This is a genomic window from Pseudomonas sp. SWRI22, assembly GCF_014268395.2.
Taxonomy (GTDB): Bacteria; Pseudomonadota; Gammaproteobacteria; order Pseudomonadales; family Pseudomonadaceae; genus Aquipseudomonas; species Aquipseudomonas paracarnis.
Genome location: NZ_JABWQK020000001.1, coordinates 1,219,067 through 1,245,691 on the forward strand (window position 1 = coordinate 1,219,067; position 26,625 = coordinate 1,245,691).

General features: G+C 60.5%; 28 protein-coding genes. 14 read left to right on the top strand and 14 right to left on the bottom strand.

Annotated elements, in window-relative coordinates:
• Positions 1 to 11: 11 nt before the first annotated feature.
• Both HU730_RS05190 and HU730_RS05195 read left to right on the top strand, forming a co-directional pair.
• Positions 12 to 479 carry an RNA methyltransferase gene (locus tag HU730_RS05190; RefSeq protein WP_003189607.1) on the top strand — a complete coding sequence of 156 codons (468 nt, stop codon included), beginning with the start codon at positions 12 to 14 and terminating at the stop codon, positions 477 to 479.
• Positions 480 to 546: 67 nt separating this feature from the next.
• On the top strand, positions 547 to 897 hold the full coding sequence (locus HU730_RS05195; RefSeq protein ID WP_014717485.1) for a DUF2892 domain-containing protein: 351 nt from the start codon (positions 547 to 549) through the stop codon (positions 895 to 897).
• A gap of 82 nt (positions 898 to 979) precedes the next feature.
• Here the strand turns inward: HU730_RS05195 and HU730_RS05200 are convergent, their stop codons facing one another.
• The gene (locus tag HU730_RS05200; RefSeq protein ID WP_057975680.1) at positions 980 to 2,200 is read right to left on the bottom strand and encodes a hypothetical protein; all 1,221 of its coding nucleotides are present in this window, start codon (positions 2,198 to 2,200) and stop codon (positions 980 to 982) included.
• 13 nt (positions 2,201 to 2,213) lie between these two features.
• Positions 2,214 to 2,663, bottom strand: coding sequence for a YcgN family cysteine cluster protein (locus HU730_RS05205; protein ID WP_003172524.1), 450 nt, complete (start codon positions 2,661 to 2,663; stop codon positions 2,214 to 2,216).
• A gap of 153 nt (positions 2,664 to 2,816) precedes the next feature.
• Here HU730_RS05205 and HU730_RS05210 point away from each other — a divergent pair, with 153 nt between their 5' ends.
• A complete protein-coding gene (locus HU730_RS05210; RefSeq protein WP_034126620.1) occupies positions 2,817 to 3,410 on the top strand; it encodes a nitroreductase family protein in 594 nt (197 codons plus the stop codon).
• A gap of 140 nt (positions 3,411 to 3,550) precedes the next feature.
• On the opposite strand, the gene HU730_RS05215 is transcribed toward HU730_RS05210, so the two are convergent.
• The 5 genes from HU730_RS05215 to HU730_RS05235 all read right to left on the bottom strand — a co-directional run bounded on the left by HU730_RS05215 (position 3,551) and on the right by HU730_RS05235 (position 8,207).
• Positions 3,551 to 4,483 carry a D-2-hydroxyacid dehydrogenase gene (locus HU730_RS05215; protein WP_054919992.1) on the bottom strand — a complete coding sequence of 311 codons (933 nt, stop codon included), beginning with the start codon at positions 4,481 to 4,483 and terminating at the stop codon, positions 3,551 to 3,553.
• Positions 4,484 to 4,590: 107 nt separating this feature from the next.
• Positions 4,591 to 4,884, bottom strand: a complete 294-nt coding sequence (locus HU730_RS05220) for a YcgL domain-containing protein (RefSeq protein WP_003189597.1) — start codon at positions 4,882 to 4,884, stop codon at positions 4,591 to 4,593.
• On the bottom strand, positions 4,881 to 6,014 hold the full coding sequence (rnd, locus tag HU730_RS05225) for a ribonuclease D (RefSeq protein WP_034126618.1): 1,134 nt from the start codon (positions 6,012 to 6,014) through the stop codon (positions 4,881 to 4,883). The genes HU730_RS05220 and rnd overlap by 4 nt, the downstream gene beginning before the upstream one ends.
• A gap of 122 nt (positions 6,015 to 6,136) precedes the next feature.
• Positions 6,137 to 6,736, bottom strand: coding sequence for a class I SAM-dependent methyltransferase (locus HU730_RS05230; protein ID WP_034126617.1), 600 nt, complete (start codon positions 6,734 to 6,736; stop codon positions 6,137 to 6,139).
• 100 nt (positions 6,737 to 6,836) lie between these two features.
• Positions 6,837 to 8,207 (bottom strand): glutamine synthetase family protein, encoded by a 1,371-nt coding sequence (locus HU730_RS05235; RefSeq protein WP_034126616.1) that lies wholly within the window; start codon positions 8,205 to 8,207, stop codon positions 6,837 to 6,839.
• 446 nt (positions 8,208 to 8,653) lie between these two features.
• On the opposite strand from HU730_RS05235, the gene HU730_RS05240 reads away from it, so the two are divergent.
• Entirely contained in the window at positions 8,654 to 9,427 is a 774-nt protein-coding gene (locus HU730_RS05240; RefSeq protein WP_034126615.1) for a transporter substrate-binding domain-containing protein, read from the top strand.
• Between the two features lie 94 nt (positions 9,428 to 9,521).
• Here HU730_RS05240 and cynR read toward each other — a convergent pair whose 3' ends face one another.
• Positions 9,522 to 10,373, bottom strand: coding sequence for a transcriptional regulator CynR (cynR, locus tag HU730_RS05245; protein WP_034126614.1), 852 nt, complete (start codon positions 10,371 to 10,373; stop codon positions 9,522 to 9,524).
• A gap of 112 nt (positions 10,374 to 10,485) precedes the next feature.
• Here cynR and HU730_RS05250 point away from each other — a divergent pair, with 112 nt between their 5' ends.
• The 3 genes from HU730_RS05250 to HU730_RS05260 are packed head-to-tail and all read left to right on the top strand — an operon-like array spanning position 10,486 to position 12,521.
• Positions 10,486 to 11,127 (top strand): carbonic anhydrase, encoded by a 642-nt coding sequence (locus HU730_RS05250; protein ID WP_034126613.1) that lies wholly within the window; start codon positions 10,486 to 10,488, stop codon positions 11,125 to 11,127.
• A 28-nt stretch (positions 11,128 to 11,155) separates the two neighbouring features.
• The gene (cynS, locus tag HU730_RS05255; protein WP_014717475.1) at positions 11,156 to 11,626 is read left to right on the top strand and encodes a cyanase; all 471 of its coding nucleotides are present in this window, start codon (positions 11,156 to 11,158) and stop codon (positions 11,624 to 11,626) included.
• Positions 11,627 to 11,681: 55 nt separating this feature from the next.
• Positions 11,682 to 12,521, top strand: coding sequence for a cache domain-containing protein (locus HU730_RS05260; RefSeq protein ID WP_034126612.1), 840 nt, complete (start codon positions 11,682 to 11,684; stop codon positions 12,519 to 12,521).
• A gap of 56 nt (positions 12,522 to 12,577) precedes the next feature.
• Here the strand turns inward: HU730_RS05260 and HU730_RS05265 are convergent, their stop codons facing one another.
• Positions 12,578 to 14,095: an MDR family MFS transporter gene (locus HU730_RS05265; protein ID WP_186526607.1), complete on the bottom strand. Its 1,518-nt coding sequence runs from the start codon at positions 14,093 to 14,095 to the stop codon at positions 12,578 to 12,580.
• Positions 14,096 to 14,161: 66 nt separating this feature from the next.
• Positions 14,162 to 15,346: a 4-hydroxybenzoate 3-monooxygenase gene (pobA, locus tag HU730_RS05270; RefSeq protein ID WP_186526674.1), complete on the bottom strand. Its 1,185-nt coding sequence runs from the start codon at positions 15,344 to 15,346 to the stop codon at positions 14,162 to 14,164.
• 189 nt (positions 15,347 to 15,535) lie between these two features.
• On the opposite strand from pobA, the gene HU730_RS05275 reads away from it, so the two are divergent.
• On the top strand, positions 15,536 to 16,411 hold the full coding sequence (locus HU730_RS05275; protein WP_014717471.1) for a helix-turn-helix domain-containing protein: 876 nt from the start codon (positions 15,536 to 15,538) through the stop codon (positions 16,409 to 16,411).
• Here HU730_RS05275 and HU730_RS26585 read toward each other — a convergent pair.
• The gene (locus tag HU730_RS26585; protein WP_003189580.1) at positions 16,404 to 16,583 is read right to left on the bottom strand and encodes a hypothetical protein; all 180 of its coding nucleotides are present in this window, start codon (positions 16,581 to 16,583) and stop codon (positions 16,404 to 16,406) included. The genes HU730_RS05275 and HU730_RS26585 overlap by 8 nt on opposite strands.
• A gap of 91 nt (positions 16,584 to 16,674) precedes the next feature.
• Complete coding sequence (locus HU730_RS05280; RefSeq protein ID WP_096143699.1) at positions 16,675 to 17,580, bottom strand: LysR family transcriptional regulator; 906 nt, start codon at positions 17,578 to 17,580, stop codon at positions 16,675 to 16,677.
• A 105-nt stretch (positions 17,581 to 17,685) separates the two neighbouring features.
• Between HU730_RS05280 and HU730_RS05285 the strand changes: the two genes are divergently transcribed.
• Positions 17,686 to 18,552, top strand: a complete 867-nt coding sequence (locus HU730_RS05285; protein WP_096143700.1) for an MBL fold metallo-hydrolase — start codon at positions 17,686 to 17,688, stop codon at positions 18,550 to 18,552.
• Positions 18,553 to 18,586: 34 nt separating this feature from the next.
• Positions 18,587 to 19,201 (top strand): NAD(P)-dependent oxidoreductase, encoded by a 615-nt coding sequence (locus HU730_RS05290; protein ID WP_096143701.1) that lies wholly within the window; start codon positions 18,587 to 18,589, stop codon positions 19,199 to 19,201.
• 147 nt (positions 19,202 to 19,348) lie between these two features.
• Here the strand turns inward: HU730_RS05290 and HU730_RS05295 are convergent, their stop codons facing one another.
• Complete coding sequence (locus HU730_RS05295) at positions 19,349 to 20,218, bottom strand: LysR substrate-binding domain-containing protein (protein ID WP_054898841.1); 870 nt, start codon at positions 20,216 to 20,218, stop codon at positions 19,349 to 19,351.
• A 111-nt stretch (positions 20,219 to 20,329) separates the two neighbouring features.
• Between HU730_RS05295 and HU730_RS05300 the strand changes: the two genes are divergently transcribed.
• From HU730_RS05300 to HU730_RS05310, 3 genes are all read left to right on the top strand, one after another.
• Positions 20,330 to 21,952: a 5-guanidino-2-oxopentanoate decarboxylase gene (locus tag HU730_RS05300; RefSeq protein WP_096143702.1), complete on the top strand. Its 1,623-nt coding sequence runs from the start codon at positions 20,330 to 20,332 to the stop codon at positions 21,950 to 21,952.
• A gap of 182 nt (positions 21,953 to 22,134) precedes the next feature.
• Positions 22,135 to 23,322, top strand: a complete 1,188-nt coding sequence (locus tag HU730_RS05305; protein ID WP_186526606.1) for a cyanate transporter — start codon at positions 22,135 to 22,137, stop codon at positions 23,320 to 23,322.
• A gap of 137 nt (positions 23,323 to 23,459) precedes the next feature.
• Positions 23,460 to 24,395, top strand: a complete 936-nt coding sequence (locus tag HU730_RS05310; RefSeq protein ID WP_034126603.1) for a LysR family transcriptional regulator — start codon at positions 23,460 to 23,462, stop codon at positions 24,393 to 24,395.
• Between the two features lie 32 nt (positions 24,396 to 24,427).
• Here HU730_RS05310 and HU730_RS05315 read toward each other — a convergent pair whose 3' ends face one another.
• Positions 24,428 to 25,387 (bottom strand): LysR substrate-binding domain-containing protein, encoded by a 960-nt coding sequence (locus HU730_RS05315; RefSeq protein WP_080757711.1) that lies wholly within the window; start codon positions 25,385 to 25,387, stop codon positions 24,428 to 24,430.
• Positions 25,388 to 25,665: 278 nt separating this feature from the next.
• On the opposite strand from HU730_RS05315, the gene HU730_RS05320 reads away from it, so the two are divergent.
• Positions 25,666 to 26,625: a 2-oxoglutarate and iron-dependent oxygenase domain-containing protein gene (locus HU730_RS05320; RefSeq protein WP_034126602.1), complete on the top strand. Its 960-nt coding sequence runs from the start codon at positions 25,666 to 25,668 to the stop codon at positions 26,623 to 26,625.

The window sequence follows — 26,625 nt, forward strand, 5'->3', positions numbered from 1 at the left end:
AAGGCACTCCCGTGGGCAATAAACGCTACAGCTGCATCGGTCTGTATAACCCCAAATCCCCCGAAAACGTCGGCTCGGTGATGCGTGCCGCCGGCTGCTACGGCGTGGCCTCGGTGTTCTACACCGGCGTGCGTTACGAGCGCGCCCGGGATTTCATCACCGACACCAAGAAGGTGCACCACGATATCCCGCTGATCGGCATTGACGACCTGAAAAAGATCCTGCCCCTGGGCTGCATTCCGGTGGCCGTGGAACTGGTCGAAGGCGCCCGTCCGCTGCCTGAATACACCCACCCCGACCGCGCCCTGTATATCTTCGGCCCCGAAGACGGCTCCCTGGACAAAGAGATCCGCGACTGGTGCGAGGATGTGGTGTACATCCCCACCACCGGCTGCATGAACCTGGCGGCCACGGTCAACGTGGTGCTCTACGACCGACTGGCCAAGGGCAATAACACCCGTTCGGGCCCCAAGTACTGACATTGCGGGAACATCCGGCACATGCGCGCAGTCAGCTAATAACACTTGCCCTTGTTGGAGACTGATCATGAGCGACAGCAAAACCTTGCGACCTATCATCGAAGCCGCCCCCTTGAAGCCTCAACCCACCCAGAACGTGCATGGCTGGGAGCGCATCGGCTCGGTGGCCGGCGGGGTAATGATGGTGGGTAAAGGCTTGCGCCGCGGCGGGATTTTCGGCTTGATCCAGGTGGCGATTGGTGGCGTGGCACTGGCCCGTGGCTTTACCGGGCACAGTTCGCTCAAGGACAAACTGGAACAGGGCCGCCAGGAAATGAACAGCGTGCGCACCAAGATCGAACGGGCCGGTGAAGAGTTGAAGAACCTGAAGACCAAGGCCGAAGTGGCGGCTGAAAAGGCGGTGAAACCTAAAGCCTGACCTGAGACTTGGACATGCTGGAGATTCAAATGTGGGAGGGGGCTTGCCCCCTCCCACATTTTGAATTGCACAGGGGTTTGGATCAGCGCAGCAGTTTGCTGTCCAGTACCACCGACGACTCACCGATCACACTCTCGGCCAACTGCACGAATTCTTTGGTGTTGACGCTGTTCACCCGCATCAACGCCTGCGCCAGATCGTCCAGGGAGCGTTTGTTGTGGGTCTTCACGCGGATCTCACGGTCCAGCTCCTGCAATACCACCACCGAACGCGCCAGCCTCGCGCCGTTGACGTGCTCGCCTTTGAGAGTGGTGACGTCTTTGCCTTCTTTGGTCAGCCGCGCCTGGATCGCCGCATAGCGTTCATCGGTGATGCCACCGGCACGTCGCATCAGCTCAATCGCGTAGTACTCGCCCAAGCCCTCGCTGATCCAGTCGCTGCTGTCGTGGTCATTGAAGCGTCCGATGGCCTGCACCACTTCGCGCAGCAACGGGCTGCTGCCATTTTCGCCCACCAGCGGCGTGCGGCTGTTGAGGTAGATCGAATCGCGTAACGAATAAGCGCCCCGCCGCATCGGGTCACTGGCACCGACAATCAACAGTTTGCCGGGATGGCGCGGGAACGCGGCTTCCACCTGGGGCCAGACAAACGTCAGCAACGTCAGCACGTCCATGCGGCGCATGCCCTGGCCCTTGGGCGAGGCCACGGTGACGTCGGTTTCACCCAGGCGCAGGCGGCGGCTGCCGAGGTTGCCCGCCAGCATCCAGCCGGTGGGACGGTCGAACAGGCGGGACACGTTGTCGATGCGGAATTTGTTCTGGCCGATGCGCGGCCAGGCCGTTTCGACGCTCTTCCAACCCGTCGGCAGTTCGAACATCAGACGTGAGACCAGCTCGACGCCGTCTTGCTGGTCGAGACGTGCGGCCGGCACCAGGTCTTCGCCGCGCAGCAACGCCCAGCCGGGCGTGATGCGTGTGTCATACACGCCGGGCTTGCGCGCATGGGCCAGGCGCACCCGGTAGGTCAGGCTGGCCTTGTCAGGGCTGGGTTGCCACAGGCCACGGTTGCCCGTGACTTGCCACTGGCCATCGGCCTTGAAGTCGCTGTAGTCACCGTCGCGGCCCAGGTCGAAGTTCAGGCTGCGCACCGCCGCGCCCTGGGACAGGCTGACGCGCACCTCGGCCTGCTGGCTTTGGGGCAACAGCTTGATGTGGTAATCCAGGTCGACTTTCTTCGCGCACCAGCCCGGCCCGCTCAGCGCCAGCACGACCAGGCCCGCTGCCCACTTGGCGGCCACCTTCATACACACTCCTCATTCAGCCTGCGCGGAAAATCAGGTAATCCTCCCAGTCGTCCTCGGGCACGCTGCCTTCGCTGAGCATGCGCCCGGACTGGGAAATGCGTTCGTGGTGTACCGCGTCACGGTCGCCGCAGACCAGGTGATGCCACAGCGGCAAGTCCTTGCGCTCGCTGACCAGGCGGTAACCGCAGGTCGGCGGCAACCATTTGAACTGATCGGCCTGGCCCGGTGTGAGCTGGATGCAATCGGGCACCGAGGCGCGGCGGTTGGGGTAATCAGTGCACTGGCAGGTTTTCAGGTCGAGCAGTTTGCAGGCGATACGCGTGTAATAGACGCTGTTGTCGTCCTCATCCTCAAGCTTTTGCAGGCAGCACAGGCCACAGCCGTCGCACAATGACTCCCACTCCTCTTGGTCGAGGTGCTCAAGGGTTTTGCGTATCCAGAAAGGTTCGACTTTGGCGGCCATGGCTCTGCATCAGTATCGGAAGGTGAAAAGGCCGCCAGTCTAGTGCCCAAGCCCGTTGGGGCCAAGCGCTTACGACTGACGGTGTTGCAAGACTTGTCAGGCCTGGGTGGGCGCAGTAGTTTTGAATCCCGTTTTTTTCATCAGGGTCTGTCCATGAGCAATAACCCCCGTGTTGCCGATTATCCGATCCACACCCAATTCACCGAGCGCTGGTCGCCCCGCGCCTTTACCGGCGAGAGCATCCCGCAGGAGACGCTGCTGAGTTTCTTCGAAGCGGCACGCTGGGCGCCTTCGGCCTACAACTCGCAGCCGTGGCGGTTTCTGTATGCGCGCCGTGACACGCCGGACTGGGAGCGCTTCCTGGGCCTGCTGAATGAATTCAACCGCAATTGGGCGCAGCATGCGTCGGCCCTGATCATCATCGCGTCGAAAACCGACTTCATCGCCCCGGGTGCTACCGAAGAAACCCCGGCGCTGTGGCACACCTTCGACACCGGCTCGGCCTGGGGCCACCTGGCGCTGCAAGCCAGCCTCAGTGGCTGGCACACCCACGGCATGGCCGGTTTCGACCAGGAACTGACCCGCAAGGAGCTCAAGATTCCCCAGGGTTATGCGCTGCATGCGGCCGTGGCGGTGGGCAAGCTGGGTGACAAGTCGAGTTTGCCGGAGTACCTGCAAGGGCGCGAAATGCCGAGCCCGCGCAAGCCGTTGAGCGAGCTGGTGTCCGAGGGGAACTTCAGTCTCTAAGCATCGCCCTCTCATCCTCTGTAGGAGCGAGCTTGCTCGCGAAGAACGTCAACGATGACGCGCACTTTCTGAATAAGCGCGGCGCCTGTGAGTTTTTCGCGAGCAAGCTCGCTCCTACATGAGGCCATCGGGCAAGCTCTTCAGTAGCCGCGCTCGAAATCCACTTCCCCGCGCAGCGCTTGCTTGGCCTGATACGCCCGCAGGTTCTGCACAAACAACTCCACCATCATTGGCGGCGAGGTCGGGGCCGAGCTGTGCCCGGTCAACAGCAAACCCCACGCCGTCCAGAACGGGTGGCGTTGCGGCAAGGGCTCCTGGCGGCACACGTCGATCACCGCGCCGGCCAGGTGCCCTTCTTTGAGCGCCTCGACCAGATCGGCGTCCACCACCGCCACGCCGCGTCCGACGTTGATAAACAACCCGGTGGGCTGGAATTGCTTGAACAGCGCCGCGTCGTACAGGTCATGGGTATCAGGCGTGTTGGGCAGCAGGTTGATCACGTAATCTACCTCCCCCACCAGCCGGCCCAACTGGTCGAGCCCCGCCACTTCGATAAACGGTGCCTGCTCGCGGGCCTGGCTGGCGATGCCATACAACTGCACGCCGAACGGCAGCAGAAACTCGGCCACGCGCTGGCCGATGTCACCGGTGCCGACGATCAGCGCCTTACGCCCCGCCAGGCTCTGGCCCATGCGGTTATCCCATTTGCGCTCCACCTGGCTGACCAACCGCGCCAGCACTTCACGCTCGTGGCCCAGCATGTAGGTGAGGACAAACTCGGCCATGACCTGGCCAAAAATGCCTACCGCGCGGGTCAGCCGGTAGTCGCGTGGCAAGCCATCGGCCAGCAGGGGCGTGATGCCCGCCCAGGTCGATTGCAGCCATTGCGGATGATGGCCCTGGCGCAGCAGGGTAGCCAACAGATCGGGCTGGCCCAGCCACACCGGACAGTCGGCGGCCAGGCGCGAGAGTTCGGCCGAGTCGCCGCTGGTCAGCACTTCGAGGTCTGGGGCGGCGTCCCTGAGCAATTGGGCGTAGAGCGGATGATCCTGTTCAGCAATCAGAACACGCATGGTTCAAACCTTTGAAAAAACAGTGCAGACGGCCGCCCGCATCCTTACGGCCACCGTCCTCTAATACGATTCCATTGAAGCTGTGCCCTGAAGCGGGCACTGGTCGATCACATCGGGTCGTTGCGGCGCAGCAGCTCTTCGGGCAAGTGCTCGATGTACTCGTCCTCGGCCGGCGGCATTTGCAGGTGGTAGCCCTGCTTGTCGAGGTTTTCCAGCACCACGGCGATGTCTTCGCGCGACAGCTTGCGCTCCGGCGTCAGCACCATGTCAAAGGCGTGATGCGCCTTGCCAAAGGCTTCCATCAACGGCTCGGGCACGCGCTCCAGGGCATCGCTTTTGAGCACATAGAGGTACATGCCGTCTTTTTTCTTGCTGCGGTAGATGGAGCAAATACGTTTCAAGGCTGTTCTCCGGCATTGGCCAGGCTGTCGAGCAACGCCTGGCCCATCAACTCGCGGCGCCAGCCACGCAGCGAGTCTGGCAATTGGTAAGGCCCATCGGGGTAGCCACTTTTAACCAGGGCTTCGAGGGTTTTCTTGCGCAGCATCAGTTCCGGCGCCATGTCCAGGCGCTCGGCGAAGGTTTGGCCCAGGGCACGCAGTTGCTTGATCAACGCTGCAGCGTCCACCGGTAACGGCTCTGCCACGGCAGGCGGCCATTGGTCCATGGGCAGGCTGGCAGTGCGTTTGATCAGGTCCAGCAGGAACTGGCCGTCCTGGCGCACCGTACGCGGGTGCATGTCTTCGATCTTGCCCAGGGCGGCGAGGTTATCCGGCTGGGATTTGGCCAGGGGCCATAACGAGTGCTCGCGAACGATGCGGTTGCGCGGCAAGTCGCGGGCACGGGCCTGCTGCTCGCGCCAGGCGCAGAGCTCACGCAGCACTGCGAGTTGGGCACGGGACAATTTCCACGCCAGCTTGGCGTCGCGGTACAGCTCGTAGGGGTCGATCTCACGGCGCAGGTTGGCCACCAGTTCGGCGCCGTCTTCCAATACCCACGCGTATTTGTCGTCCGACAGTTGCGGGCGCAGGCGGGTGTAAACCTCGGCCAGGTGCACGGCGTCTTCGGCGGCGTAGCTGACCTGCGTCTCTGACAATGGCCGCTGCAGCCAGTCGGAGCGGGTTTCGCCCTTGGGCAGCTCGATATCCAACACCGCCTGCACCAGGCGCGAGTAGCCCATGGAGAAACCGAGGTTGAGGTACGCCGCCGCCAATTGGGTGTCGAACAACGGCACTGGCAAGCTGCCAGTCAGGCGCAACAGCACTTCCAGGTCTTCGCTGCAGGCGTGCACCACCTTGATCACCGCCGGGTTCTCCAGCAAGGCGGCCAAGGGTTGCCAATTGTCGATAGTCAGGGGGTCGATCAGGTAAGCGCGCACGCCATCACCGATCTGGATCAGCCCGGCAATAGGGTAAAAGGTGTCGACCCGCATGAATTCGGTGTCGAGGGCGACGAATGGCAACTGCTGCCATTCGGCGCAATGCTGGCCGAGGCTATCGTTGTCGCAGATCCAGTGAATATCGATGGCCACACGGCTCTCCCTTGAAGAATGGCGCGCAGTATATATCGCGAAAGGGGCTTGCGAGCATCCGCAGTGCACACGCCATCATGAAAACTCCGACAGGAGATGAAGAATAGTCCGACAAACGGGCGTTATCCTCTCTTACGCAAAACGTAGACGCACCATCGCCGCGAGCCCGGCAGGAACTCTTGGTAATTGAGGATTTTGAAGCCGGCTTGGCGAAACTCGCTCTCTACCGGCGTGCCCACGTTCACGGCAACAATCACCGTGTCGCGACTGACGCGGTGAAACTCATGCAATAACATGAGCCGTGCATCGCTGCCGGGCACATGGCGAAACAAATCCAGGCAGAAAATGCAGTCCACCGCATTCGCCGAAAGGCCAATGGAAAACGCCGAGCCCTGGAATGTTTTGACACGCTTGAGCAACGCGCCCGGGTGATGGGTGCGCGCGTGATCGAGCATCGCCTGGGAGTTGTCCGAGGCCAGGATCACACGGTTGACGTGTTCGGCCAGCACCGGCCAGAAGCGCCCGGAACCACACGCCAGGTCGAGGATAAGCCCTGGCTCGCCCGCCACTTTCAGGGCCTGGCGTACCAACCGCGCATCGCGCCACGCCGACAGGCGCTGCAACAGCCTGGGCGGACGCGGGTCGCCACAGCCCCTGGCATGCTCACGGTCATAGCGCTCGGTGAATTCGGTCTCGATGGAGGATGGAGGTTGTGGCGACATCGCGGGCTCATGTGAATGAAACGGTAGTGAACGACCTTGATCCGCAGCTTAACCTTCGCAACGTGAAAAAAAGGTCGAAAGCCCACCCCGCTAAAACCGGTCACGCTTGATGCAAGTACCACCGCCAATCCTGCTCCCCCACCTCGCCCATGAACTGGCGGTATTCGGCACGTTTGACCGCCAGGTAAACGCTTAGGAATTCGCGCCCGAACGCATCCGGTGCCCAGCGGGAGGTTTCCAGCGCGCGCAAGGTGGTCAGCCAGTCGGTGGGCAGCAGTTCCTTGGCCTGGGCGTAGCCGTTGCCTTGCACCGGGGCGCCAGGGTCGAGCTGTTCGCGGATGCCTCGATGAATCCCGGCCAGGATCGCAGCAGCCGCCAGGTAGGGGTTGGCGTCGGCACCGCAGATGCGGTGTTCGATATGCCGGGATAGAGCCGGGCCACCGGGCACGCGCAGGCTGACGGTGCGGTTGTCCACGCCCCAGGTGGCAGCGAGCGGCGCATAGCTGTTGGTTTGGAAGCGTCGATAAGAGTTGGCGTTGGGGCAGAACATCAACAGTGAATCGAGCAAGGTACTGAGCATGCCGCCCACGGCCTGGCGCAGCAGTGGCGTGCCGTCGGTCGCTTCACTGGCAAACAGGTTATTGCCCTGGGCATCGGCCAGGCTGACGTGCATGTGCATACCGGTGCCGGCCAGGTCGTCGAACGGCTTGGCCATGAAACAGGCGGTCATTCCATGTTTGTGCGCCACGCCCTTGACCAGGCGTTTGTAGCGCACGGCTTCGTCCATCGCCTGCAGCGCGTCGGTGCGGTGTTCGAGGGTGATTTCCACTTGGCCCGGCGCGTACTCGGAGATAGCTGTGCGCGCCGGAATCCCTTGCAGTTTGCAGGCGCTGTAGAGGTCGGCAAGAAACGGCTCGATCTGCTCCAGTTCGCGCAGGCCGTAGACTTGCGTCGAACGCGGGCGATTGCCATCCACATCCCGCGCCGGTTGCGGGCGGCCGTTGCTGTCGGGCTTCTGGTCGAGCAGATAGAACTCCAGCTCCGCCGCCATCACCGGGTAATAACCGTCGGCCTTGAGCGCCTCGATAACATTGGCCAGCAGGTGCCTGGGGTCGGCCACGGTGGCGGGCAGGCCTTCGGTGGGGTGCATGCTGACTTGCACCGCTGCGGTGGGGATCAAGCGCCATGGCATGCGCTGCAAGCTGCCGCTGATCGGGTAGGCGCGGCAGTCAATATCCCCCACCTCCCAGACCAGCCCGGAGTTTTCTACGTCATCGCCATTGATGGTCAGGCCGAGGATGGTACTGGGCAGAGGCCGGCCACTTTCGTACACCGCCAGCAGTTCGTCGCGGTGCAGCAGCTTGCCGCGCGGTACGCCGTTGTTATCGAGGATAAACAGCTCGAACATCTCAATGTCGGGGTTCTGTTCAAGGAAGGTCTGGGCTTCATGCAGGCTGGCAAAAACACTCATGGGAATTCTCATACGTTTGCGTCAGGCAAGCGCGCAGGCGCCGCCGGGCAGATGCGCACAGGTGCGCGTCATCCTTGGGGTAGATCAACGTAGGAGAGAGGTATCTGGCGGGCGCGCGTGTCGGCAATGGAACAAGGCCCAGAACGCAAGCGCAGACGGCAATGTCGCGGTGTGAGTGTCGGGGCAAGCGTGCATGCGCGATTCACAGTGATAGAAAGACTTGAGCGTCACACGCGAGGTTACACGGGTAAATTCAGGCTTGATGGAGTTTGGTTGCAGTTTGGCTAAACATTCTGTCTGGAGGAGCGAGCTTGCTCGCGAAGATCGTTAACGATAACGCGGGGTGCCTGGTTCACAGCGGCGCACACAGCTTTTCCGCGAGCAAGCTCGTTCCTACCAAAACGGGCATTATGGCTGCTTCAACCGAGCCCCAAGGATTCGACTCCATGAAAGCGCCTCTGGCCCTCTGTGTACTGGCAAGCCTGGCCAATGTCGCCCAGGCCGACACCGCTGCATCTCGCCTTGACGACGTGATTGCGCGCGGCACCCTCACCGTGTGTACCACCGGCGACTACAAGCCTTACACCTCGCTGCGCAGCGACGGCGGCTATGAAGGTATCGACATTGCCATGGCCGAGTCCCTGGCCAAGAGCCTCAACGCCAAAATCAACTGGGTGCCCACCACCTGGAAAACCCTGATGCCGGACTTTCTGACCCAACGCTGCGACATCGCGGTGGGCGGAATTTCCGTGTCGTTGGAACGTCAGAAAAAAGCCTTCTTCAGCCAGTCTCTCGGGGTCGATGGCAAGATCCCACTGGTGCGCTGCGCCGATGTGCAGCGCTACCAGACGGTGGAACAGATCAACCAGCCCCAGGTGCGAGTGATCGAACCCGCCGGTGGCACCAATGAAGTGTTTGCCCGTGCGCACCTGGGCCAGACGCAGATTCGCCTGCATGACAACGTGACGATTTTTGATGAACTGCTGGCGGGCAAAGCCGATGTGATGATTACCGACGCCAGCGAGGCGCGTTATCAGCAGAAGCTCAAGCCTGGGTTGTGCGCGGTCAACCCGGAGCAACCGATGCAGTACAGTGAAAAAGCGTTTTTGTTGCCGCGAGATGATGTGGCCTGGAAGAGTTACGTGGATCAGTGGTTGCATTTGAGTGTGGCGACGGGGGCGTATGCAGGGATTGTGGGGCAGTGGTTGGCTGCGCCTTGAAATGCGGGGTGTCAGGTAGATCGGTGTTGATTGTCCGGCCGTCATCGCAGGCAAGCCAGCTCCCACATTGGGATCCTGGGGCGTCAGCCCGGTCCTACGCCTTGATCAACGCTACAAACGCCGCACACGCAGCGCTGCGATACGCGCCCTTGCGACTCAGCAGTGCCGCGGTGCGCTGCGGCAACGGTGGATTGATCACCACGGCATGCAGGCCTGCCTGGGCCTCGGCCAGTGCGCGGGGCAGGATGGTTGCCAGGGGCGTGCTGCGCACGATTTCGATGATCGCGCTGATGGAGTTGGCCTCCATGGCAATCTGCGGTTTAACCCCTTGCTGGTGGCAGTAGTCGTCGATATAGCGGCGGGTGGCGAAGCCTGTGTTCAGTAGCACCAGGGGCTGTTCGAGCCAGGCTGGTTGTGTGCGTTCTGGATGGCTGGCACTGACGACCAGGCTCAGCTCTTCGACAAACAGCGCCTCACAGTCGATCTCCAGCCCATGCTCGCCGGTAAAGCCGATGCCGATATCCAGCAGGTCCTCGCCCAGGGCGGCTTCGATGCGGTCTTGGGTCAGTTCCTCAATGCTCAGGGTGATGCCGGGATACGACGCATTGAAGCGTGCCAGCAGCGGGCCGATCAGGTAGGCGGTGAAGGTCGGCGTCATGGCCAGGCGCAAATGCCCCCGGCGCAGGTCCTGCACGTCATGTATGGCGCGGGTGCCGGCCTGTAGATCCTGCAAGGCCAGCCGCGCATAACGCACATAGGCCTGCCCCGCGTCGGTCAGGCTGACACTGCGCCCGGAACGGTCCAGCAGTGGCGCGCCCAGGCTTTCTTCCAGTTGCTTGATCTGTTGCGACAAGGTCGGCTGCGACACGTGCAGCGCCTCGGCGGCACGCGTGAAATTGCGATGCTCGGCAACGGCCAGCAAGTAACGGATATGACGCAACAGCATGGGCAGTGCTCCAACTATAGGCATAACTTATAGAAAGCATAATAAACCGGTCTTGGACGCTATAGCCGAAAACTTCCATCCTTGCCCCATCAGCGACGCAAGGAGAACCACCATGCAGCACCTCATTGACGGCTTTCGCAAATTCCAACGTGAAGCCTTTACCCCGCGCAGTGACTTGTTCAAACACCTGGCGACCACGCAAAACCCCGGCACCTTGTTCGTGTCCTGCTCTGACAGCCGCGTAGTCCCCGAGCTGTTGACCCAGCAGGAACCCGGTGACCTATTCGTCATCCGTAACGCCGGCAACATAGTGCCGTCCTACGGCCCGGAACCGGGAGGCGTGTCGGCCACAGTCGAATATGCCGTAGCGGTGCTGGGCGTCAGCGACATTGTGATTTGCGGGCACTCGGACTGCGGTGCAATGACTGCAATTTCTACCTGCAAATGCCTGGACCACCTGCCCGCCGTGGCCAACTGGTTGCGCCATGCCGAGTCGGCCAAGGTGATCAATGCAGTCCGTACGCATGCCTCGGACGCTGCCCGCCTGGATGCCTTGGTGCGCGAAAACGTGGTCGCCCAACTGGCTAATCTCAAGACTCACCCTTCTGTCGCCCTGGCGCTGGAACAAGGCCGGATGAACCTGCATGGCTGGGTGTACGACATCGAAACCGGCGGCATCGACGCTTTGGACGGGCACACCGGGCGCTTCGTCTCCCTGCTCGACCACCCCAGCACCCGCGCCCACGCTGCCTGAACCTTATTCAACCCAAGAGGACGTCACCATGTTGCAATCCCAATTCGCCCAAACCCCACGTCTGGCCCTGGCCGACACCGTTATCGACCTCAAGGCACGCAAAAACCTGTCGTGGCAGGACCTCACCGACGGCACCGGGCTGAGCCTGGCATTCGTCACCGCAGCCCTGCTCGGCCAGCACCCGCTGCCCAAGGAGGCGGCCGACATCGTGTGCGGCAAACTCGGCCTTGACGAGGACGCCAGCCGACTGCTGCAAAGCGTCCCACTGCGCGGCAGCTTCCCGAGCGGTGTGCCGACCGACCCAACCATGTACCGTTTCTACGAAATGCTGCAGGTCTACGGCTCTACCTTGAAGGCCCTGGTGCATGAGCAATTCGGCGACGGCATCATCAGCGCCATCAACTTCAAGCTGGACATCAAGAAAGTCGAAGACCCGGACGGCGGCTCCCGTGCGGTCATCACCCTGGACGGTAAATACCTGCCGACCAAACCCTTCTGATTTGCCGCCAACCGTCTACGCTCTTGGCACACCAACAAGAACGAGGGACGGGTAAATGAAGAGACTGCTCCGATTCACCTGGCTGCTGCTGTTGTGTTGCAGCCAGGTGCATGCCGCCACGGCACAGGAAGCGGATGCCCAAGCCGCCAAGGCCCTGCTGGAAAAAGCCTTGGCGTACTACCACAAGCAAGGTGACAAGGCGTTCGCCGCCTTCAGCCGTCAGGGCGAGTTCATCGACCAGGACCGCTATGTGTTTGTGGTCGATACAAAAGGCGTGCTCCTGGCCAGTGGCGGGCCCTCCTCCGCGCTGATCGGTCGCGACGTGTCCGAGGTACTCGGGCCCGACCTGCAAGCCTCGTTCAAACAAGCCCTTAGCGTGCCCGAAGGCCAGGGTATCCAGCAGGCTGACTACCGCTGGCAGAACTGGAATGACGGCAAGGTCGAACACAAGCATGTGTTTTATCAGCGGGTGGGCGAACGCATCCTGGCGGTCGGTTATTACTTGCCGCGCGCCACGCCGGAACAGGCACGGGCGCTGCGCAACAAGGCGGTGGAGGCGTTGGTCAAGGATGAAACCGGCACGCTCAAGGCGATCAACTCCTTGCAAGGCGGCTTCCTGCAAGATGATCTCTACGTATTCGTGGTGGACCTGAACACGCGGCGCTACGTCGCCCATGGCACCAACCTGCGCCTGATCAACACCGATTTTGCCAAGATCAAGGACCCGGATGGCAAACCAGTGGGTGTGCCGATCCTCCAGATGATGGCCGAACAGGACCAGGGCGAATACAAATACCGCTGGAAAAACCCGGTGACCGGCAAGGTCGAAAACAAGCATGCCTATGTGCGCAAGAGCGGGCATTTCATGGTTGCGGTGGGGTATTACAGCCCCTGATCCTGATCGTTCCCACGCTCTGCGTGGGAACGCCGCCTGGGACGCTCCGCGTCCGCTTATCTAACTTTGTCTTCACGGCCGCGCAGTACCCGATTCGGCATCGCTATCGCAGCGGCCAACCCCAGCAGCGACACCGCCGCACTCACCATCAGCAAATGCCGGAACGTCACCGCCAGCTCGTCGCGCAACGCATCCTGCGCCGGGCCGGGTGCGGCGTTGAGGCCGTCGAGCAGTACGTTGCCGGAACTGCCTTCGGCCACCAGTGCGCCGCTCGTCAAATGGGCGAAACTGGAATCGTGCAACAGCGCCAGCAGCAACGCCGACATGCAAGCCACCCCCACTGCCCCGCCCAGGGAGCGAAACAGGTTGGTGGTGCTGGTGGCCACACCGATATCCCGTTGCTCTACCGAGTTCTGCGTACCCACCAACGAGGTCGGGAACTGCATGCCGGCGGCGATACCGCACAACAACATGAAGACGCTGGTAAGCGCCACCGCCTGGGGGGCGCTGTAGGCCATGCCGAGAATCGCCAGCGGGCTCAACACCGCGCCGCTGAGGATCATCGGTTTATAGCGGCCGGTCACCGAGGTCATGCGCCCGGCGAAATACGCGCCCATCGGCAAGCCCATCGCCAACGGCAGCAAGTGCAGGGCTGCGCTGTCGGCACCAGCGCCGGTCACGGTCTGGTAGCGCAGGGGCATCAGCACCGTCAGGGAAATCGCCTGGAAGCTGGTGACGAAAATCGTGCACCAGCACAACACCGCACTGCGGTTGGCAAACAAGTGCATCGGCAACAGCGGTTCCCGTGCGCGGCGTTCGTGCCATACAAACACGCTCAAGGCCAACAGGGCACAGGCCAGCAACCCCAGCACTTGATCGTCACGCCACGAATGGCCCTGGCCGATTTCAGTGATGCCCAGCAACAAGGCGGTGAGGCCGACGATCATCAGCACCGTGCCGAGGTAATCGATGATCGGCTTGCGCTGCGGCACCGGCAGCCCCACCAGAGTGCGATGGGCCACGTACCAGGCACCGACGCCCAGTGGCAGGTTGATCAAAAACACCCATCGCCACGACAGGTACTCGGTCATATAACCGCCCAGTACCGGCCCGGCCACGCTGGCCACCGCGTACATGCTGCTGAAATACCCCTGATAACGTCCCCGTTCGCGGGGAGGAATAATGTCGCCAATGATCGCCTGGCTCACCGAGACCATCCCGCCAGCGCCGATACCCTGCAGAACCCGAGCCAGCACCAGTTGCTCCATGCTTTGCGCAAGGCCGCAAAACAACGACGCGAGGGTGAACAGGCCCATGCCGATGAGCATCATGGGCCGGCGCCCATACAGGTCACCGAGCTTGCCGTAGATCGGCACCGCCACGGTCATCGCCACCATGTAGCCGGAGATCACCCAGGCCAGCAGGTTGACGTCATGGAACTGCGCGGAAATGGCCGGCATGGACACGGCGACAATGGTCTGGTCCAGGGCACCCAGGAAGATCGCCATCATCAGCGCGACCAGGATACTGCGCACGGCGGGAACGGTTGGAGCGGGCTGATTGAGGTGAGTCACGGCAGAACCTTCGAGCAGGGCCCACAGGCAACGGTCACCGGTGGGAATGCTCGATACGATAGCAGGCTATTCGATAGGCTCGTAAGGAAGGCCGACGTAATTTTCTGCGATGGTTTTGCGCCCGGCCTGGGAGTGAATGAAATAGTCCAGTTCGCTTTCGGCAATACGCTGGCTGAAGTCATCCGCCTGGGGAAACTGATGCAGCATCGAGGTCATCCACCAGGAAAACCGCTCGGCTTTCCACACTCGGCGCAGGCAGATTGCCGAGTATTTTTCCAGCAAGTCCAGGCGCCCTTCGCGGTACACCTTGAGCAAGATGCGGAACAAGGTGCTCACATCACTGGCTGCCAGGTTCAAGCCCTTGGCACCGGTGGGCGGCACAATGTGCGCGGCATCGCCGAGCAGGAACAGGCGCCCGTACTGCATGGGTTCCACCACAAAGCTGCGCAGCGGCGCGATGCTTTTCTCGATCGACGGGCCGGTCACCAATTGTTCGGCCAATGAGCCGGGCAGGCGGCTTTTGAGTTCATCCCAGAAACGTTCATCCGCCCAGTCTTCCAGCTTCTCTTCGACCGGCACTTGCAGGTAGTAACGGCTGCGGGTCGGCGACCGCATGCTGCACAGCGCAAAACCCCGCGCGTGTTTGGCGTACACCAGTTCGGCATGTACCGGCGGCGTGTCGGCCAGCACGCCCAGCCAGCCGAAGGGGTAGACGCGTTCGAACACCTTCAGCGCTTGCGCCGGTATCGACTGGCGGGCCACGCCATGGAAACCGTCGCAGCCGGCAATGTAATCGCACTCCAGGCGGTAGGCTTGGCCTTCGTGCTCAAAGGTCAGCCAGGGCTGTTCACTTTTCAGGTCATGGGGTTGAACATCGGAGGCTTCGTACAGGGTGATGGCACCGGCGGCTGCGCGGGCGGCCATCAGGTCGCGGGTGACCTCGGTCTGACCGTAGATCATCACCGACTGGCCGCCGGTCAAGGCCTTGAGGTCAATGGAGGTGAGTTGGCCATTGAGGGCAATATCAAACCCGTCGTGCACCAGACCCTCGGCGTCCATACGTTGGCTGACCCCGGCTTCGCGCAGCAGGTCGACCATGCCCTGTTCCAACACACCGGCGCGGATACGGCCTTGTACGTAATCGGCGCTCTGACGCTCTAGAACGAGGGTCTGGATGCCAGCGTTGTGCAGCAGTTGGCCGAGCAGCAATCCGGAAGGACCGGCACCAATAATGGCGACTTGGGTTTTCAGGGTTTTCATTATTTTTATGACCTTCAAGCTTCACGCGAACGTATGGAGTGAAAGAGTTGTCATTGCTCTTGTGGCTGACATTTTTCACTTGAGTGAGGCTCATAAGAAGGTGAAAACTGCGTCAAAACCTGTGCTTTTCGCCAATCGGGGCGATTACCGAACCATTATCCTGAGTATCGGATTGAAACCATGACCAAAACCGCGATTCCGGTCTTCAAGCTTTACGGGGAAAGCCAGCAGTGGCCGACTCCCGATTTGTTGCACTGCGAAACCATTTCCCGGCGCAGTCGGGAATACCAGTGGGAAATCCAGCCCCACCGGCACGCGGACCTGTGCCAGTTGCTGTATGTGCACAAAGGCCAGGCACAACTGGAAATCGAGGGCCAGCGCACCACGCTTAACGAGTCGAGCCTGCAAGTGCTGCCACCGCTGTGCGTGCATGGCTTTCGTTTTTCCGAGGATGTGGAAGGGTTTGTGGTAACGCTTTCGGCGCCGCTGGTCAGCCACTTGCAGGCGCAACTGGGCTCTACCGTCGATGGCCTGCACACACTTGGCAGCTACCCGGCGGGCAAGGACAGCGATTACTTGAACAGCCTGTTCGTACGCTTGCAGGACGAATACGCCGATGACCAACCGGCACGGGACATGATGCTGCACGCCCTGGTCAGCGTGTTGTTGGTATGGGTCAGCCGCCAGGCGATCCAGCGCCGCCATCCACGCGCGCCGCGGGGTCGTGAGTACTTTCGGCGGTTTACGCAACTGGTCGAACAGCATTACCGCGAACACCCGAAGATTGAAGACCTGGCCCACAAGCTGGGCATCTCGGTCTCACACTTGAACGGGACGTGTCGGGAATTGGGTGGGCAACCGGCGTTGCAGATCATGCATGACCGCCAATTGCTGGAAGCCAAGCGCCTACTGACCTACACCAGCATGACCATCAATGAAATGTCCGAGGTGCTGGGTTTTTCCGACCCGACCAACTTCTCACGGCTGTTTCGCCGCAGGGTCGGGTTTTCACCCAAGGCGTTTCGTGAACAACTGAAGGCAGAGCAGCCTACCTGAGCGCACTGAAACTGCCGGTGCGGGGAACGCATTGGTCCTGATGGCAGCTGATAGCGAACGCCGCTGGCTGCATGCGCGTTTGCTCGACGCGGTAGGCGGCAGTCCCATACAGCGCTGTCGCCAATGCGCAGAGGGTGAAAATTGTCAGGTACTTTCTGGTTTTAATGCTCATGGCACAGACCTCTGAACGGATCTACAGGGTGCTGTTTAAAGCATAGGTCAACTTGCCCTGATGCGATGTCATTCAGCGCGCTTATTTCAGCTCATAGCCCGACATCCCAAACCGGCTCTTCAGGAAAGCGCAGCACCAGGAAATCCAGGAGGCTACGCAACGCCGAAGGCATATGTTTGCGTGAGGCGTACACCGCATAGATGTTCATTTGTCGTGGCTCGGCGTGCGGCAGCAAGCGCACCAACTCCCCACTGCGAATCAGCTCGCCGGCCTGATAACTGGGCAGCATCGCCACCCCTGCCCCGGCCAGCGTCACGCGCATCAACGTGCTGGCCTCATTGGCCGTGATATTGCCGTGGACCGGCACCGACACGTGCTCTCCGTTTTCTTCGAAATGCCACAGGCTCTTGCCGAAGTAAGAGTGGGTCAGGCAATTGTGCCGGGCCAGGTCTTCGACTTTCTGCGGCGCCGGATGCTCGCGCAGATAAGCCGGTGTGGCGCACACCACCGAGCGACATACGGTCAGGCGCCGGGCGATCAGGTTGGGGTCCAGATCGTTGCTGGTGCGGATCGCCAGGTCGATGCGCTCGTCCACCAGGTTCACCGTGCGATCAAGCATCTGCAAATCCACCGTCACCAGGGGGTAAAGCTTGACGTATTCGGCAATCGCCGCGCCCAGCTGCGCCTGGCCGAACGAGGTGCTGACGCTCAGGCGCAACAGACCTCGGGGCGCGTCATCGGGTTCGCTGACGGCGGCCTGCATATCCCCACACAAATCCAACAATTGCCGACAACGCGGTAGTGTTTCACCCCCGGCGGCAGTGAGGCTGAGCTTGCGCGTGGTGCGGTGTAGCAGGCGTGCACCCACCCAGTCTTCCAGCTCCGCCAGGTAACGCGAGACCACCGGGCGCGACAGGTCAAGGTGGTCGGCGGCGGCGGATTGGCTGCCCAGGTCCACCACGGTGACAAACACGCGCATTGCTTGAAGACGATCCATGATTTGCCCGCTTTTAGAAACAAACTATGTCCCAGCATCGCATTTTTTGTCGCGTTTTATGCAACTAAGCTCTGTGCATCCCTTATCTATGGCAGGAGCTGCCCGATGTTCTCGACCTTCAAACGCTTGACCCTGGCTACTGCCGCCCTGGCATTCGCTGCCCACGCAGCGGCGGCAGAGCTGAAACTGGACGTGTACAACCCAGGCGAAGCCGCGATCTTCCCGGTCAGCTCGGTGCTGGTGAGCGGCGAGAAAGACGCGATCCTGGTGGATGCGCAATTCGGCAAAGGCCAAGCCGAGCAACTGGTGCAGAAGATCCGCGCCAGCGGCAAACGCCTGACCACCATCTACATCAGCCATGGCGACCCGGACTACTACTTCGGCCTGGACACCCTCACCGCCGCCTTCCCCGACGCCAAGGTGCTGGCGCCGCAGCCGGTGGTCGACCATATCAACGCCACGGTCGCCGACAAGCTGGCCTTCTGGGGCCCGAAAATGGGCGCAGACAAACCGGCCAAGACCCTTGTACCGCAGGTACTTAAAGGCCACAGCCTGACCCTGGAAGGACAGCAGCTTGAAGTGGTGGGCCTCGACGGCCCGCAGCCAGATCGCAGCTTTGTGTGGATTCCGTCGATCAAGGCCGTGGTCGGTGGTGTGGTGGTCGCTGAAAACATCCACGTCTGGATGGCCGATACCCAGAGCGCGCAATCCCATAAAGACTGGTTGGCCACCCTCACGCGCATTGAAGACCTGAAGCCGAACACCGTGGTGCCGGGCCATTACCTGGGCACGCCATCGCTGGCCTCGGTCACCTTCACCGCTGATTACATCAAGGCCTTCGACCTCGAAACCGCCAAGGCCAAGGACTCCGCCGCCCTGATTGCGGCCATGAAAAAACGCTACCCCACCCTCGCCGACGAAAGCTCGCTGGAACTGAGCGCCAAAGTCGCCAAGGGCGAAATGAAGTGGTAACTGGCTTTAAACCTTAACCCTGTTGGAGAACATCATGAGCAAGATTGCAATCATTGGTGCCACCGGCCGCGCCGGTAGCCAACTGCTGGAAGAAGCGCTGCGTCGCGGGCATACCGTCACCGCCATCGCCCGCAATACCGACAAGCTGGCTGTGCGCCCAGGCGTTACGGTCAAACAGGTTGATGCCCTGGATGCCGAGGCCTTGCAACACGCCATCAGCGGTAGCGACGTGGTGATCAGCGCGGCGCACTTCGCCACCCTTCCCGCCAGCGCCGTGATCGGCCCGGTGAAAAAGGCCGGGGTGAAACGTTTGTTGGTGGTCGGCGGCGCAGGTTCGCTGTTGTTGCCCGGTGGCGGGCGCGTGATCGACAGCGAAGGGTTCCCGGCTGAATATAAAGCTGAAGCCAGTGCCGGGGCTGACTTCCTGGAAACGTTGCGTCAGGAAAAGGAGCTGGATTGGACCTTCCTGTCGCCATCGGCCCTGTTCGACGGCACCGAGCGCACGGGCAAATTCCGCCTGGGCAAGGATGATCTGCTGGTGAACAGTGACGGCAACAGTTCGATCAGTTTTGCCGACTTCGCCATCGCCATGCTGGATGAAGTGGAAACACCGAAGCATTCGCGCCAGCGCTTTACCGTCGGTTACTGACCCAACGCTGGCTTGCCTTTTTTGTAGGAGCGAGCTTGCTCGCGAAAAACTCACAGGCGCCGCGTTCATTCAGGATATAGGCGTTATCGTTGACGTTTTTCGCGAGCAAGCTCGCTCCTACATAGGGCGATGTACGGGCAAGCCAGCTCACGCACTGGCCTCACTGACCAACCAATCCATCAGCGCGACCAACCCAACCGACGGTTCCTTCCCCGGCGGATACACCAGGAAATACCCCATCCCCGTCGACACCCGCAGTTCAAACGGCATCGCCAACCGCCCCGCCTTCAGATCCTCGCCAATCAGCGCACTGTCGCCCATCGCCACCCCGGTGCCCTGGGACGCTACGGTCATTGCCAAGTCCAAGGTTTCGAAGTGGTGCCGTTGGATGGGATCGCTCAAACAGGCATTTGCAGCCTTGAGCCACAACGTCCAATCGCGCTCGTCTCGGGTCGGGTGCAACAGTACCTGATGCTGCAAATCCTGCGGCGTACGCAAACTGCCCAGCAACCCAGGCACGCAGACCGGCGTTAGGCGCTCGTCGAATAAGTGCCGCGCCTCGGCGGACTGCTCGGCGATGGGCCCATAGATCACCGCCGCGTCAAACGTCTCACGACGAAAGTCGACGTTATAGGCCACCGTCGTGGTGAGCTCCACCGGCACATCCGGGCGTTCTTTTTGCCATTGCAGCAAGCGCGGCAACAACCAGCGCATCACGCAGGTGGACGCTTTGAGCTGCAAGGTGCGGCGCCGGTCACCGATGTGCTCCACCGCGTCAGCGAGCAAGCCAAACACCTGTTGCGCGCACGCCAGCCATTCGCGCCCCTCCTCCGTCAGGCTCAAGCCACGCGCCTGGCGCTGAAACAGGGCATAGCCCAACTGGCTTTCCAACCCGGCCACCTGCCGGCTCACCGCGCCCTGGGTGATGTGCAGGTGTTCGGCGGCACGGGTGAAGTTGCAGCACTGGGCCGTGACCCAGAAGGTGTGCAACGCAGGTAACGGAGGGAGGCGTTTCATCGGGGCGCAGCCATGACGGGAGGACATGGCGAGTATGACTTTTTATCGATTGTTGCCGCCACCGGCCAACCGCTCCAATAGCGCTTCGAATCCATCACAAGAGCGACCTGTATGGCGACCTGCGGCGAAGTATTGGTGCACCTCCTGGAACGCTACGGCGTGGACCACGTGTTCGGCATTCCCGGCGTACACACCGTGGAGCTGTACCGGGGCCTGGCGCGCTCCAGTATTCGGCATGTCACCCCGCGCCACGAACAGGGCGCCGGCTTCATGGCCGACGGTTATGCGCGCACCTCTGGCAAGCCCGGCGTGTGCTTTATCATCACCGGCCCCGGCATGACCAATATCACCACCGCCATGGGCCAGGCCTATGCCGACTCGATCCCGATGCTGGTGATTTCCAGCGTGCAGGCACGCAGCCAGTTGGGCGGCGGGCGCGGCAAGTTACATGAACTGCCGAACCAGAGCGCACTGGTGGCCGGAGTGGCAGCGTTCTCCCATACCTTGATGTCAGCGGCCGAACTGCCCGCCGTGCTGGCGCGGGCGTTTGCGTTGTTCCAGGCTGGTCGGCCGCGCCCGGTGCATATCGAGATCCCCCTGGATGTGTTGGTGGAAAATGCCGACGCGTTGCTGGGCAGCACGCCTGTCAGCGTCACCCGTGCCGGCGCAGCCCCGGCTGCCATTGAGCAGATGCGCCAGTGGCTGGCTGCGGCCAAGCGCCCGCTGATCCTGGCCGGTGGCGGCGCCATTGACGCCGCCACCGAACTGACCCACCTCGCAGAAACCCTCGGCGCGCCCGTGGCCTTGACCATTAACGCCAAGGGTATGTTGCCCGCCGCGCACCCGCTGCTGATCGGCTCCACGCAAACACTGCCCGCCACCCGTGCCTTGGTGGCTGAAGCTGACGTGGTATTGGCGATCGGCACCGAGTTGGCGGAGACCGACTACGACGTCACCTTCGCCGGCGGTTTCAACATTCCCGGAACGCTGCTGCGCATCGATATCGACCCGGACCAGACCGTACGCAACTACCCGCCCCAAGTGGCACTGGTGGCCGATGCGCGCATTGCCGCCCAAGCCCTGCTTACCGAAATCAACCGCCAGCCGCTGGCGCCGCGCACTGCCGACTGGGGTGCAGCACGCGTCGCCCGTTTGTGGGCCGAGCTGGAACCTGCCTGGGACGCTTCGACGCGTGCGCAAACCCGGTTTCTCAACGCCGTTCTGGAGGAATTGCCCGGCGTGGTGTTCGTGGGCGACTCCACTCAACCGGTGTACAGCGGCAACCTGACCCTTAACCTCGACCACCCACGCCGCTGGTTCAATTCCTCCACCGGTTACGGCACCCTGGGTTATGCCCTGCCCGCCGCCATGGGTGCCTGGCTCGGGCGCGGCGATGGCCAAGCGGTGGTGTGCCTGATCGGCGACGGCGGCCTGCAATTTACCCTGCCGGAGCTGGCCAGCGCGGTGGAAGCGCGTACACCGGTGATCGTGCTGCTGTGGAATAACCAGGGTTATGAAGAGATCAAGAAATACATGGTCAACCGTGATATCGAGCCGGTGGGTGTGGACATCTACACGCCGGACTTTATCGGCGTGGCCACGGCCTTGGGTTGCGCGGCAGAAAGCATCCGCGGCATCGAACATCTTCGCACCGCATTGCATGCTGCTGCTGATCGCCAGGGGCCGACGCTGCTTGAAATCGACCAGGGGCGGTGGGAGTTGACGAATCTGTAATCCCGCAACGCTGGACCTGTGGCGAGGGAGCTTGCTCCCGTGACGCCCTGCCAGCCAACGCCCTATGCGCGCTTACCTCACCACTCGGCATCCGCATTTTTTCAATAGCCCCTGCGACTTTCTGATTTGCCCTGCTGCACGCTCCATGGCCTGATTCGCCCTTGTTCATTCAAGGCAGGCCCATGGAAAACGTTCAGGCAAAATCCACCTCCGCACTATGGCTGATGATCAGCGTAGTGCTCGTCGCTCTCAACTTGCGCCCCTCGATGGCGGCCGTGGGGCCCTTGCTGGCGTCGATTCGTGCGGATGTGCCGCTAAGTTTCAGCAGCGCCGCCTTACTGACCATGTTGCCGGTCATGGCCATGGGCCTGGCGATGTTCTTTGGCATGGGCCTGGCCAAGCGCGTGGGCGAGCATCGCAGCATTGTGCTGTCGCTGCTGGTGATTGGGCTGGCGACCTTGTCGCGGTTGTTCCTGGATTCGGCACTGGAGCTGATAGTGAGTGCCATCGCGGCGGGAGTCGGCATTGCGCTGATTCAGGCATTGATGCCGGCGCTGATCAAGTCGCGGTTCAGCGCCAATGTCTCGTTATTCATGGGCCTGTATGTCACCGCGATCATGGGCGGCGCGGCCCTGGCTGCTTCGTTCTCGCCGTTGGTGCAAGCCCGGACCGGCAGTTGGCGTATCGGCCTGGCTATCTGGGCACTGCTGGCGTTGCTGGCCCTGGTGTTCTGGTATGCCCAGCGTGCGGCACTGCCGCCGTTGCCTCAAGCCGGCTCGGGCCCTCAGGAGGCTTTTTCCAGCAATCGCCGCGCCTGGTTGCTGGCGATCTTTTTTGGCCTCGGCACCGCGTCCTACACCTGTGTGCTGGCGTGGCTGGCGCCCTACTACGTCGAGCAGGGTTGGAGTGAACAGAATGCCGGCTTGCTGCTGGGCTTCTTGACCGCCATGGAAGTGATCTCCGGCCTGGTCACCCCGGCCATCGCCAACCGCCGCCAGGATAAGCGTGGCGTGGTGGCGGTGTTGCTGGTGCTGATCATCCTGGGTTTCTGCGGGCTCATTCTCAGCCCGCAACACTGGAGCCTGTTGTGGCCATGCCTGCTCGGCCTGGGGATTGGCGGCCTGTTTCCGATGAGCCTGATCCTGTCCCTGGACCACCTCGACAACCCGCGCCGCGCCGGTGGCCTTACCGCGTTTGTGCAGGGCATCGGTTATCTGATCGCCGGCCTGTCGCCGCTCATTGCCGGCATGATCCGCGACCAATTGGGCAGCTTCGAATGGGCCTGGTGGTCATTGATGGCAGTGAGCGGGCTGATGCTGCTGATCGTTATGCGTTTCAACCCGGCGCATTACGCACGCCATATCCGCTGACGTCGTATTACAAACATTTTTTGTCCCACACAAAACATTGAAGGGTCCTACAGAGCTTTCTATTGGTACGAGCGTTCCGTTAACATTTTGCTCAGTCTTGTACTGAATTCGGTACAAAGGGTTTACGGACGAAACCGATGCTAAACAGTAACTTGCTCAGAAAGCTCGATATGCAGGATTTGATGGTGTTTATCGCCGTCTACGACCAGAGCAGCGTTACCGAGGTGTCTGAAACGCTGTTCGTCAGCCAGTCCACCGTGAGCTATAGCCTGAAGAAGCTGCGCACCAGCTTTGAAGATGAGCTGTTTATCAACACCCGCGCAGGCATGCGTCCTACGTACAAGGCCACCACCATGTACGAGCACGTGCACAAGATTCTGGAAAGCATCAACCTGTGCCATGCCGGTGGCCAGGCTTTTGATCCGACCCAACAGGCCGTGACCTTCAATGTGTGCGCTCCGGAATATTTCGAACAGTTGATCCTGCCGCGCCTGCTGAAGCGCTTCGATCATGCCGACCTGCCGGTAATCGTCAATGTGCAGAAGCTGGAGACCGACATCCCCGCCGACGACCTGCGTGAGGGTCGCCTGGACCTGGTGATCTGCTTCGGCCCGCACTTTCACCGCGCTCACAAAGACTTCAAGACCCAGATGCTGTTGGAGGACGACTTGGTCTGCGTGTGCGACCAACGCTCAGCGCCGAGAGAACAGGCGTTCAGCCTGCAATCCTTCGTTGAGCGGCGCCACGTATTCCCTACGCCGTGGACCTCCGACACCAACATGATCGATGGCTGGCTTGCGCGCCAGGCCCGCAAGCGTCAGGTGATTGCACGGGCCAACAGCTACAGCGCGGCATTGAAGATGATTGCCGGCACCGACTTCATCGTCACCTTGCCCCGCCGCGTGCAAAAGTTACTGGCACCGGCGCCGGCATTCGGTGTTTGCGAAGCACCTAACGGTTTGCCGGGGTTCACCCTGGATATGCAGTGGAACGAAACCAGTGGGCAGGACAGCGCCAATACCTGGTTTCGGGAACAAGTGGTGAAGGTGTGTGCGGATCAGGGTTTGTTATAGGAACGCGCCTGATCAAGCTCTCCACACCCTAATCAGATAGCCAGTGACGTTCGGCGCTTAGTGACAGCCTGTGACGCGACATCCCGAGCGACAGGGCAATCGATATGGCAGTCTGCTATTACTTTGACCATCCACGCCAGAAACTGCTTTACGGCACCTGAACGCTCACGCCCCGGCACGCATACAGCTGAAAACTGCGCGCCCGGAATCTTGATGTCGGGTCTGTAAGGAATCAGCAATCCATTCGCAACATAGTCTGCCGCCAAGACCGTGCTCGCCAGCGTCAAGCCATGCCCGGCAATAGCGGCCTGGAGCGCAAAATGCTCATCGTTGTATTCACGATAGACCGCGTTTGATAGCCAACTTTCATGATTCGCAGCCGCGCACCAGGACGCCCAACTAATTGAAGCGGGCGATGACGTCGCCCAACGTATATTTATAAGTTTCAACGAAGTTTTAACTTCCTCTTGCCTCCAGTGGGCATGAGAGAAAACACCAAACTGTTCGCGCATAAGCGCGTGGCTGTACAAGTCTGGAAAATCGCGAAACCCACAACGAATAGCTAAATCAACAGATGAGTCACGAAACAAATCCACCACTTCATTACTGGTTTCAACACTGACATGAATGTCTGGATGTTCGCTATAAAATTTCGCCAGCCGAGGGATCAACCATAAAGACGCAAATGCCGGCGTGGTAGAAACTCGGAGTGTGTTGGAGTCGGCGGGTGGCTTGAGCGAAGACATACTACCGCTTATATCCAGAAACGAAAGATGCACCTTGGAATATAGCCTCTCACCGTTCGCTGTGAGTTGAACACCGTGGGGAGTGCGTACAAAAAGCATACTGCCCAGTAAGTTTTCAAGTGTTTTTATTTGTTGTGATACTGCCGCTGGGGTAACAAACAACTCCGCGGAGGCTGCTTTAAACCCACCGAGTCTTGCGGCAGATTCAAATGCACGAATGGCTGTCAACGGCAATTTTGCGAACATTAATCAATCCCCCTTCCATGGTAAAAAAACTAAGCCAGGCTTACTTTATCTGATTTGCCTTCGCTTTCATAGAAGTGAATTCTAGGCTACGCCACCTAGCCGGTAACAGGAGGCGCGTCGATCGAGAATGTCGAGTCCATACTGACAGCGCTTGCGGATTGACGAAATTCTTTAGTCTAACTAAATGACACTGGCCTATATACGGTCTATCCCTGAGTGCACTTCAGCGTTCATGGAGTAGGTCTCGTTGCGCCTTTTTTAGAGCAAGTGGTGCATTCATGGAAAAGAACATACCTATCATTGACGTCGGTAGTTTGACGCAGGGAGCAGAGATATCACCACGTCTAGTAAAGGAGATCGACAACGCGTGCAGGGAGGTCGGATTTTTCACCGTCGTCAATCACGGTGTAGATAACACGCTTATTTCAACTGTCTTCTCTCAAATAGAATCGTTTTTTGACCTGCCTGTTCAGGCCAAGGAAAAAATCGAAATTCATAAATCCCCCTATATGCGTGGCTACTTTAGCGAAGGCGCTGATAAGTCGGATGGCATATTGGGCGATGTCAAAGAGGGTTTTGACATGGCCGCGGACTTGTCGCTTGACGACGAGTTCGTAAAAGCCAAATTACCTTTTTACGGCCCCAATGTATGGCCAGAGGAATTACCCGACTTCAAGCTTGCGATGAGGGAATATCACTCGCAAATGCTTGCGTTCGGAAAAAAACTGCTAAACGTGTTTGCCCTTGCTCTCAATATGCCGATCGATTACTTCGATGATAAATTCAAGAAGCCGATGGCCCAATTGAGAGTCCTGCGTTATCCCTCCACCCAATATACGCAGGGAGCGCCGATGGGTGCTGGAGAGCATACAGACTTCGGCTGGATCACGATGATCTCGGAAAGTGCCACCGGGGGGTTGGAGGTACAGAGTGCCAACGGCACCTGGATCAAAGTCAAACCCATCCCAAATGCCTTTGTCGTCAATGTCGGGGATCTAATGTCTCGCTGGACGAATGACCGTTACAAGGCAACGCTGCATCGAGTGATAAATACCTCCGGCAAATTACGCCATTCGGCGGCGTTCTTTATGGACCCAGACTACACCGCCAAAGTGGAGTGCCTGCCCAGCTGTTGCGCAGACGGCAGTCCTGCGAAATACGGAGCGATCATCGCGGGTGAGTACATGGACCAGAGGTTCTTGGAAACCACCACATTTCGTGAACTTGAACCCAACTAG

Excerpts from the sequence above, each read along its gene's own strand:
- HU730_RS05195 (WP_014717485.1), top strand. The coding sequence starts at position 547 with ATGAGCGACAGCAAAACCTTGCGACCTATCATCGAAGCCGCCCCCTTG.
- HU730_RS05200 (WP_057975680.1), bottom strand. The coding sequence starts at position 2,200 with ATGAAGGTGGCCGCCAAGTGGGCAGCGGGCCTGGTCGTGCTGGCGCTG.
- HU730_RS05205 (WP_003172524.1), bottom strand. The coding sequence starts at position 2,663 with ATGGCCGCCAAAGTCGAACCTTTCTGGATACGCAAAACCCTTGAGCAC.
- HU730_RS05210 (WP_034126620.1), top strand. The coding sequence starts at position 2,817 with ATGAGCAATAACCCCCGTGTTGCCGATTATCCGATCCACACCCAATTC.
- HU730_RS05215 (WP_054919992.1), bottom strand. The coding sequence starts at position 4,483 with ATGCGTGTTCTGATTGCTGAACAGGATCATCCGCTCTACGCCCAATTG.
- HU730_RS05230 (WP_034126617.1), bottom strand. The coding sequence starts at position 6,736 with ATGTCGCCACAACCTCCATCCTCCATCGAGACCGAATTCACCGAGCGC.
- HU730_RS05235 (WP_034126616.1), bottom strand. The coding sequence starts at position 8,207 with ATGAGTGTTTTTGCCAGCCTGCATGAAGCCCAGACCTTCCTTGAACAG.
- HU730_RS05240 (WP_034126615.1), top strand. The coding sequence starts at position 8,654 with ATGAAAGCGCCTCTGGCCCTCTGTGTACTGGCAAGCCTGGCCAATGTC.
- cynR (WP_034126614.1), bottom strand. The coding sequence starts at position 10,373 with ATGCTGTTGCGTCATATCCGTTACTTGCTGGCCGTTGCCGAGCATCGC.
- HU730_RS05250 (WP_034126613.1), top strand. The coding sequence starts at position 10,486 with ATGCAGCACCTCATTGACGGCTTTCGCAAATTCCAACGTGAAGCCTTT.
- cynS (WP_014717475.1), top strand. The coding sequence starts at position 11,156 with ATGTTGCAATCCCAATTCGCCCAAACCCCACGTCTGGCCCTGGCCGAC.
- HU730_RS05260 (WP_034126612.1), top strand. The coding sequence starts at position 11,682 with ATGAAGAGACTGCTCCGATTCACCTGGCTGCTGCTGTTGTGTTGCAGC.
- HU730_RS05275 (WP_014717471.1), top strand. The coding sequence starts at position 15,536 with ATGACCAAAACCGCGATTCCGGTCTTCAAGCTTTACGGGGAAAGCCAG.
- HU730_RS26585 (WP_003189580.1), bottom strand. The coding sequence starts at position 16,583 with ATGAGCATTAAAACCAGAAAGTACCTGACAATTTTCACCCTCTGCGCA.
- HU730_RS05280 (WP_096143699.1), bottom strand. The coding sequence starts at position 17,580 with ATGGATCGTCTTCAAGCAATGCGCGTGTTTGTCACCGTGGTGGACCTG.
- HU730_RS05285 (WP_096143700.1), top strand. The coding sequence starts at position 17,686 with ATGTTCTCGACCTTCAAACGCTTGACCCTGGCTACTGCCGCCCTGGCA.
- HU730_RS05290 (WP_096143701.1), top strand. The coding sequence starts at position 18,587 with ATGAGCAAGATTGCAATCATTGGTGCCACCGGCCGCGCCGGTAGCCAA.
- HU730_RS05295 (WP_054898841.1), bottom strand. The coding sequence starts at position 20,218 with ATGAAACGCCTCCCTCCGTTACCTGCGTTGCACACCTTCTGGGTCACG.
- HU730_RS05300 (WP_096143702.1), top strand. The coding sequence starts at position 20,330 with ATGGCGACCTGCGGCGAAGTATTGGTGCACCTCCTGGAACGCTACGGC.
- HU730_RS05305 (WP_186526606.1), top strand. The coding sequence starts at position 22,135 with ATGGAAAACGTTCAGGCAAAATCCACCTCCGCACTATGGCTGATGATC.
- HU730_RS05310 (WP_034126603.1), top strand. The coding sequence starts at position 23,460 with ATGCTAAACAGTAACTTGCTCAGAAAGCTCGATATGCAGGATTTGATG.
- HU730_RS05315 (WP_080757711.1), bottom strand. The coding sequence starts at position 25,387 with ATGTTCGCAAAATTGCCGTTGACAGCCATTCGTGCATTTGAATCTGCC.
- HU730_RS05320 (WP_034126602.1), top strand. The coding sequence starts at position 25,666 with ATGGAAAAGAACATACCTATCATTGACGTCGGTAGTTTGACGCAGGGA.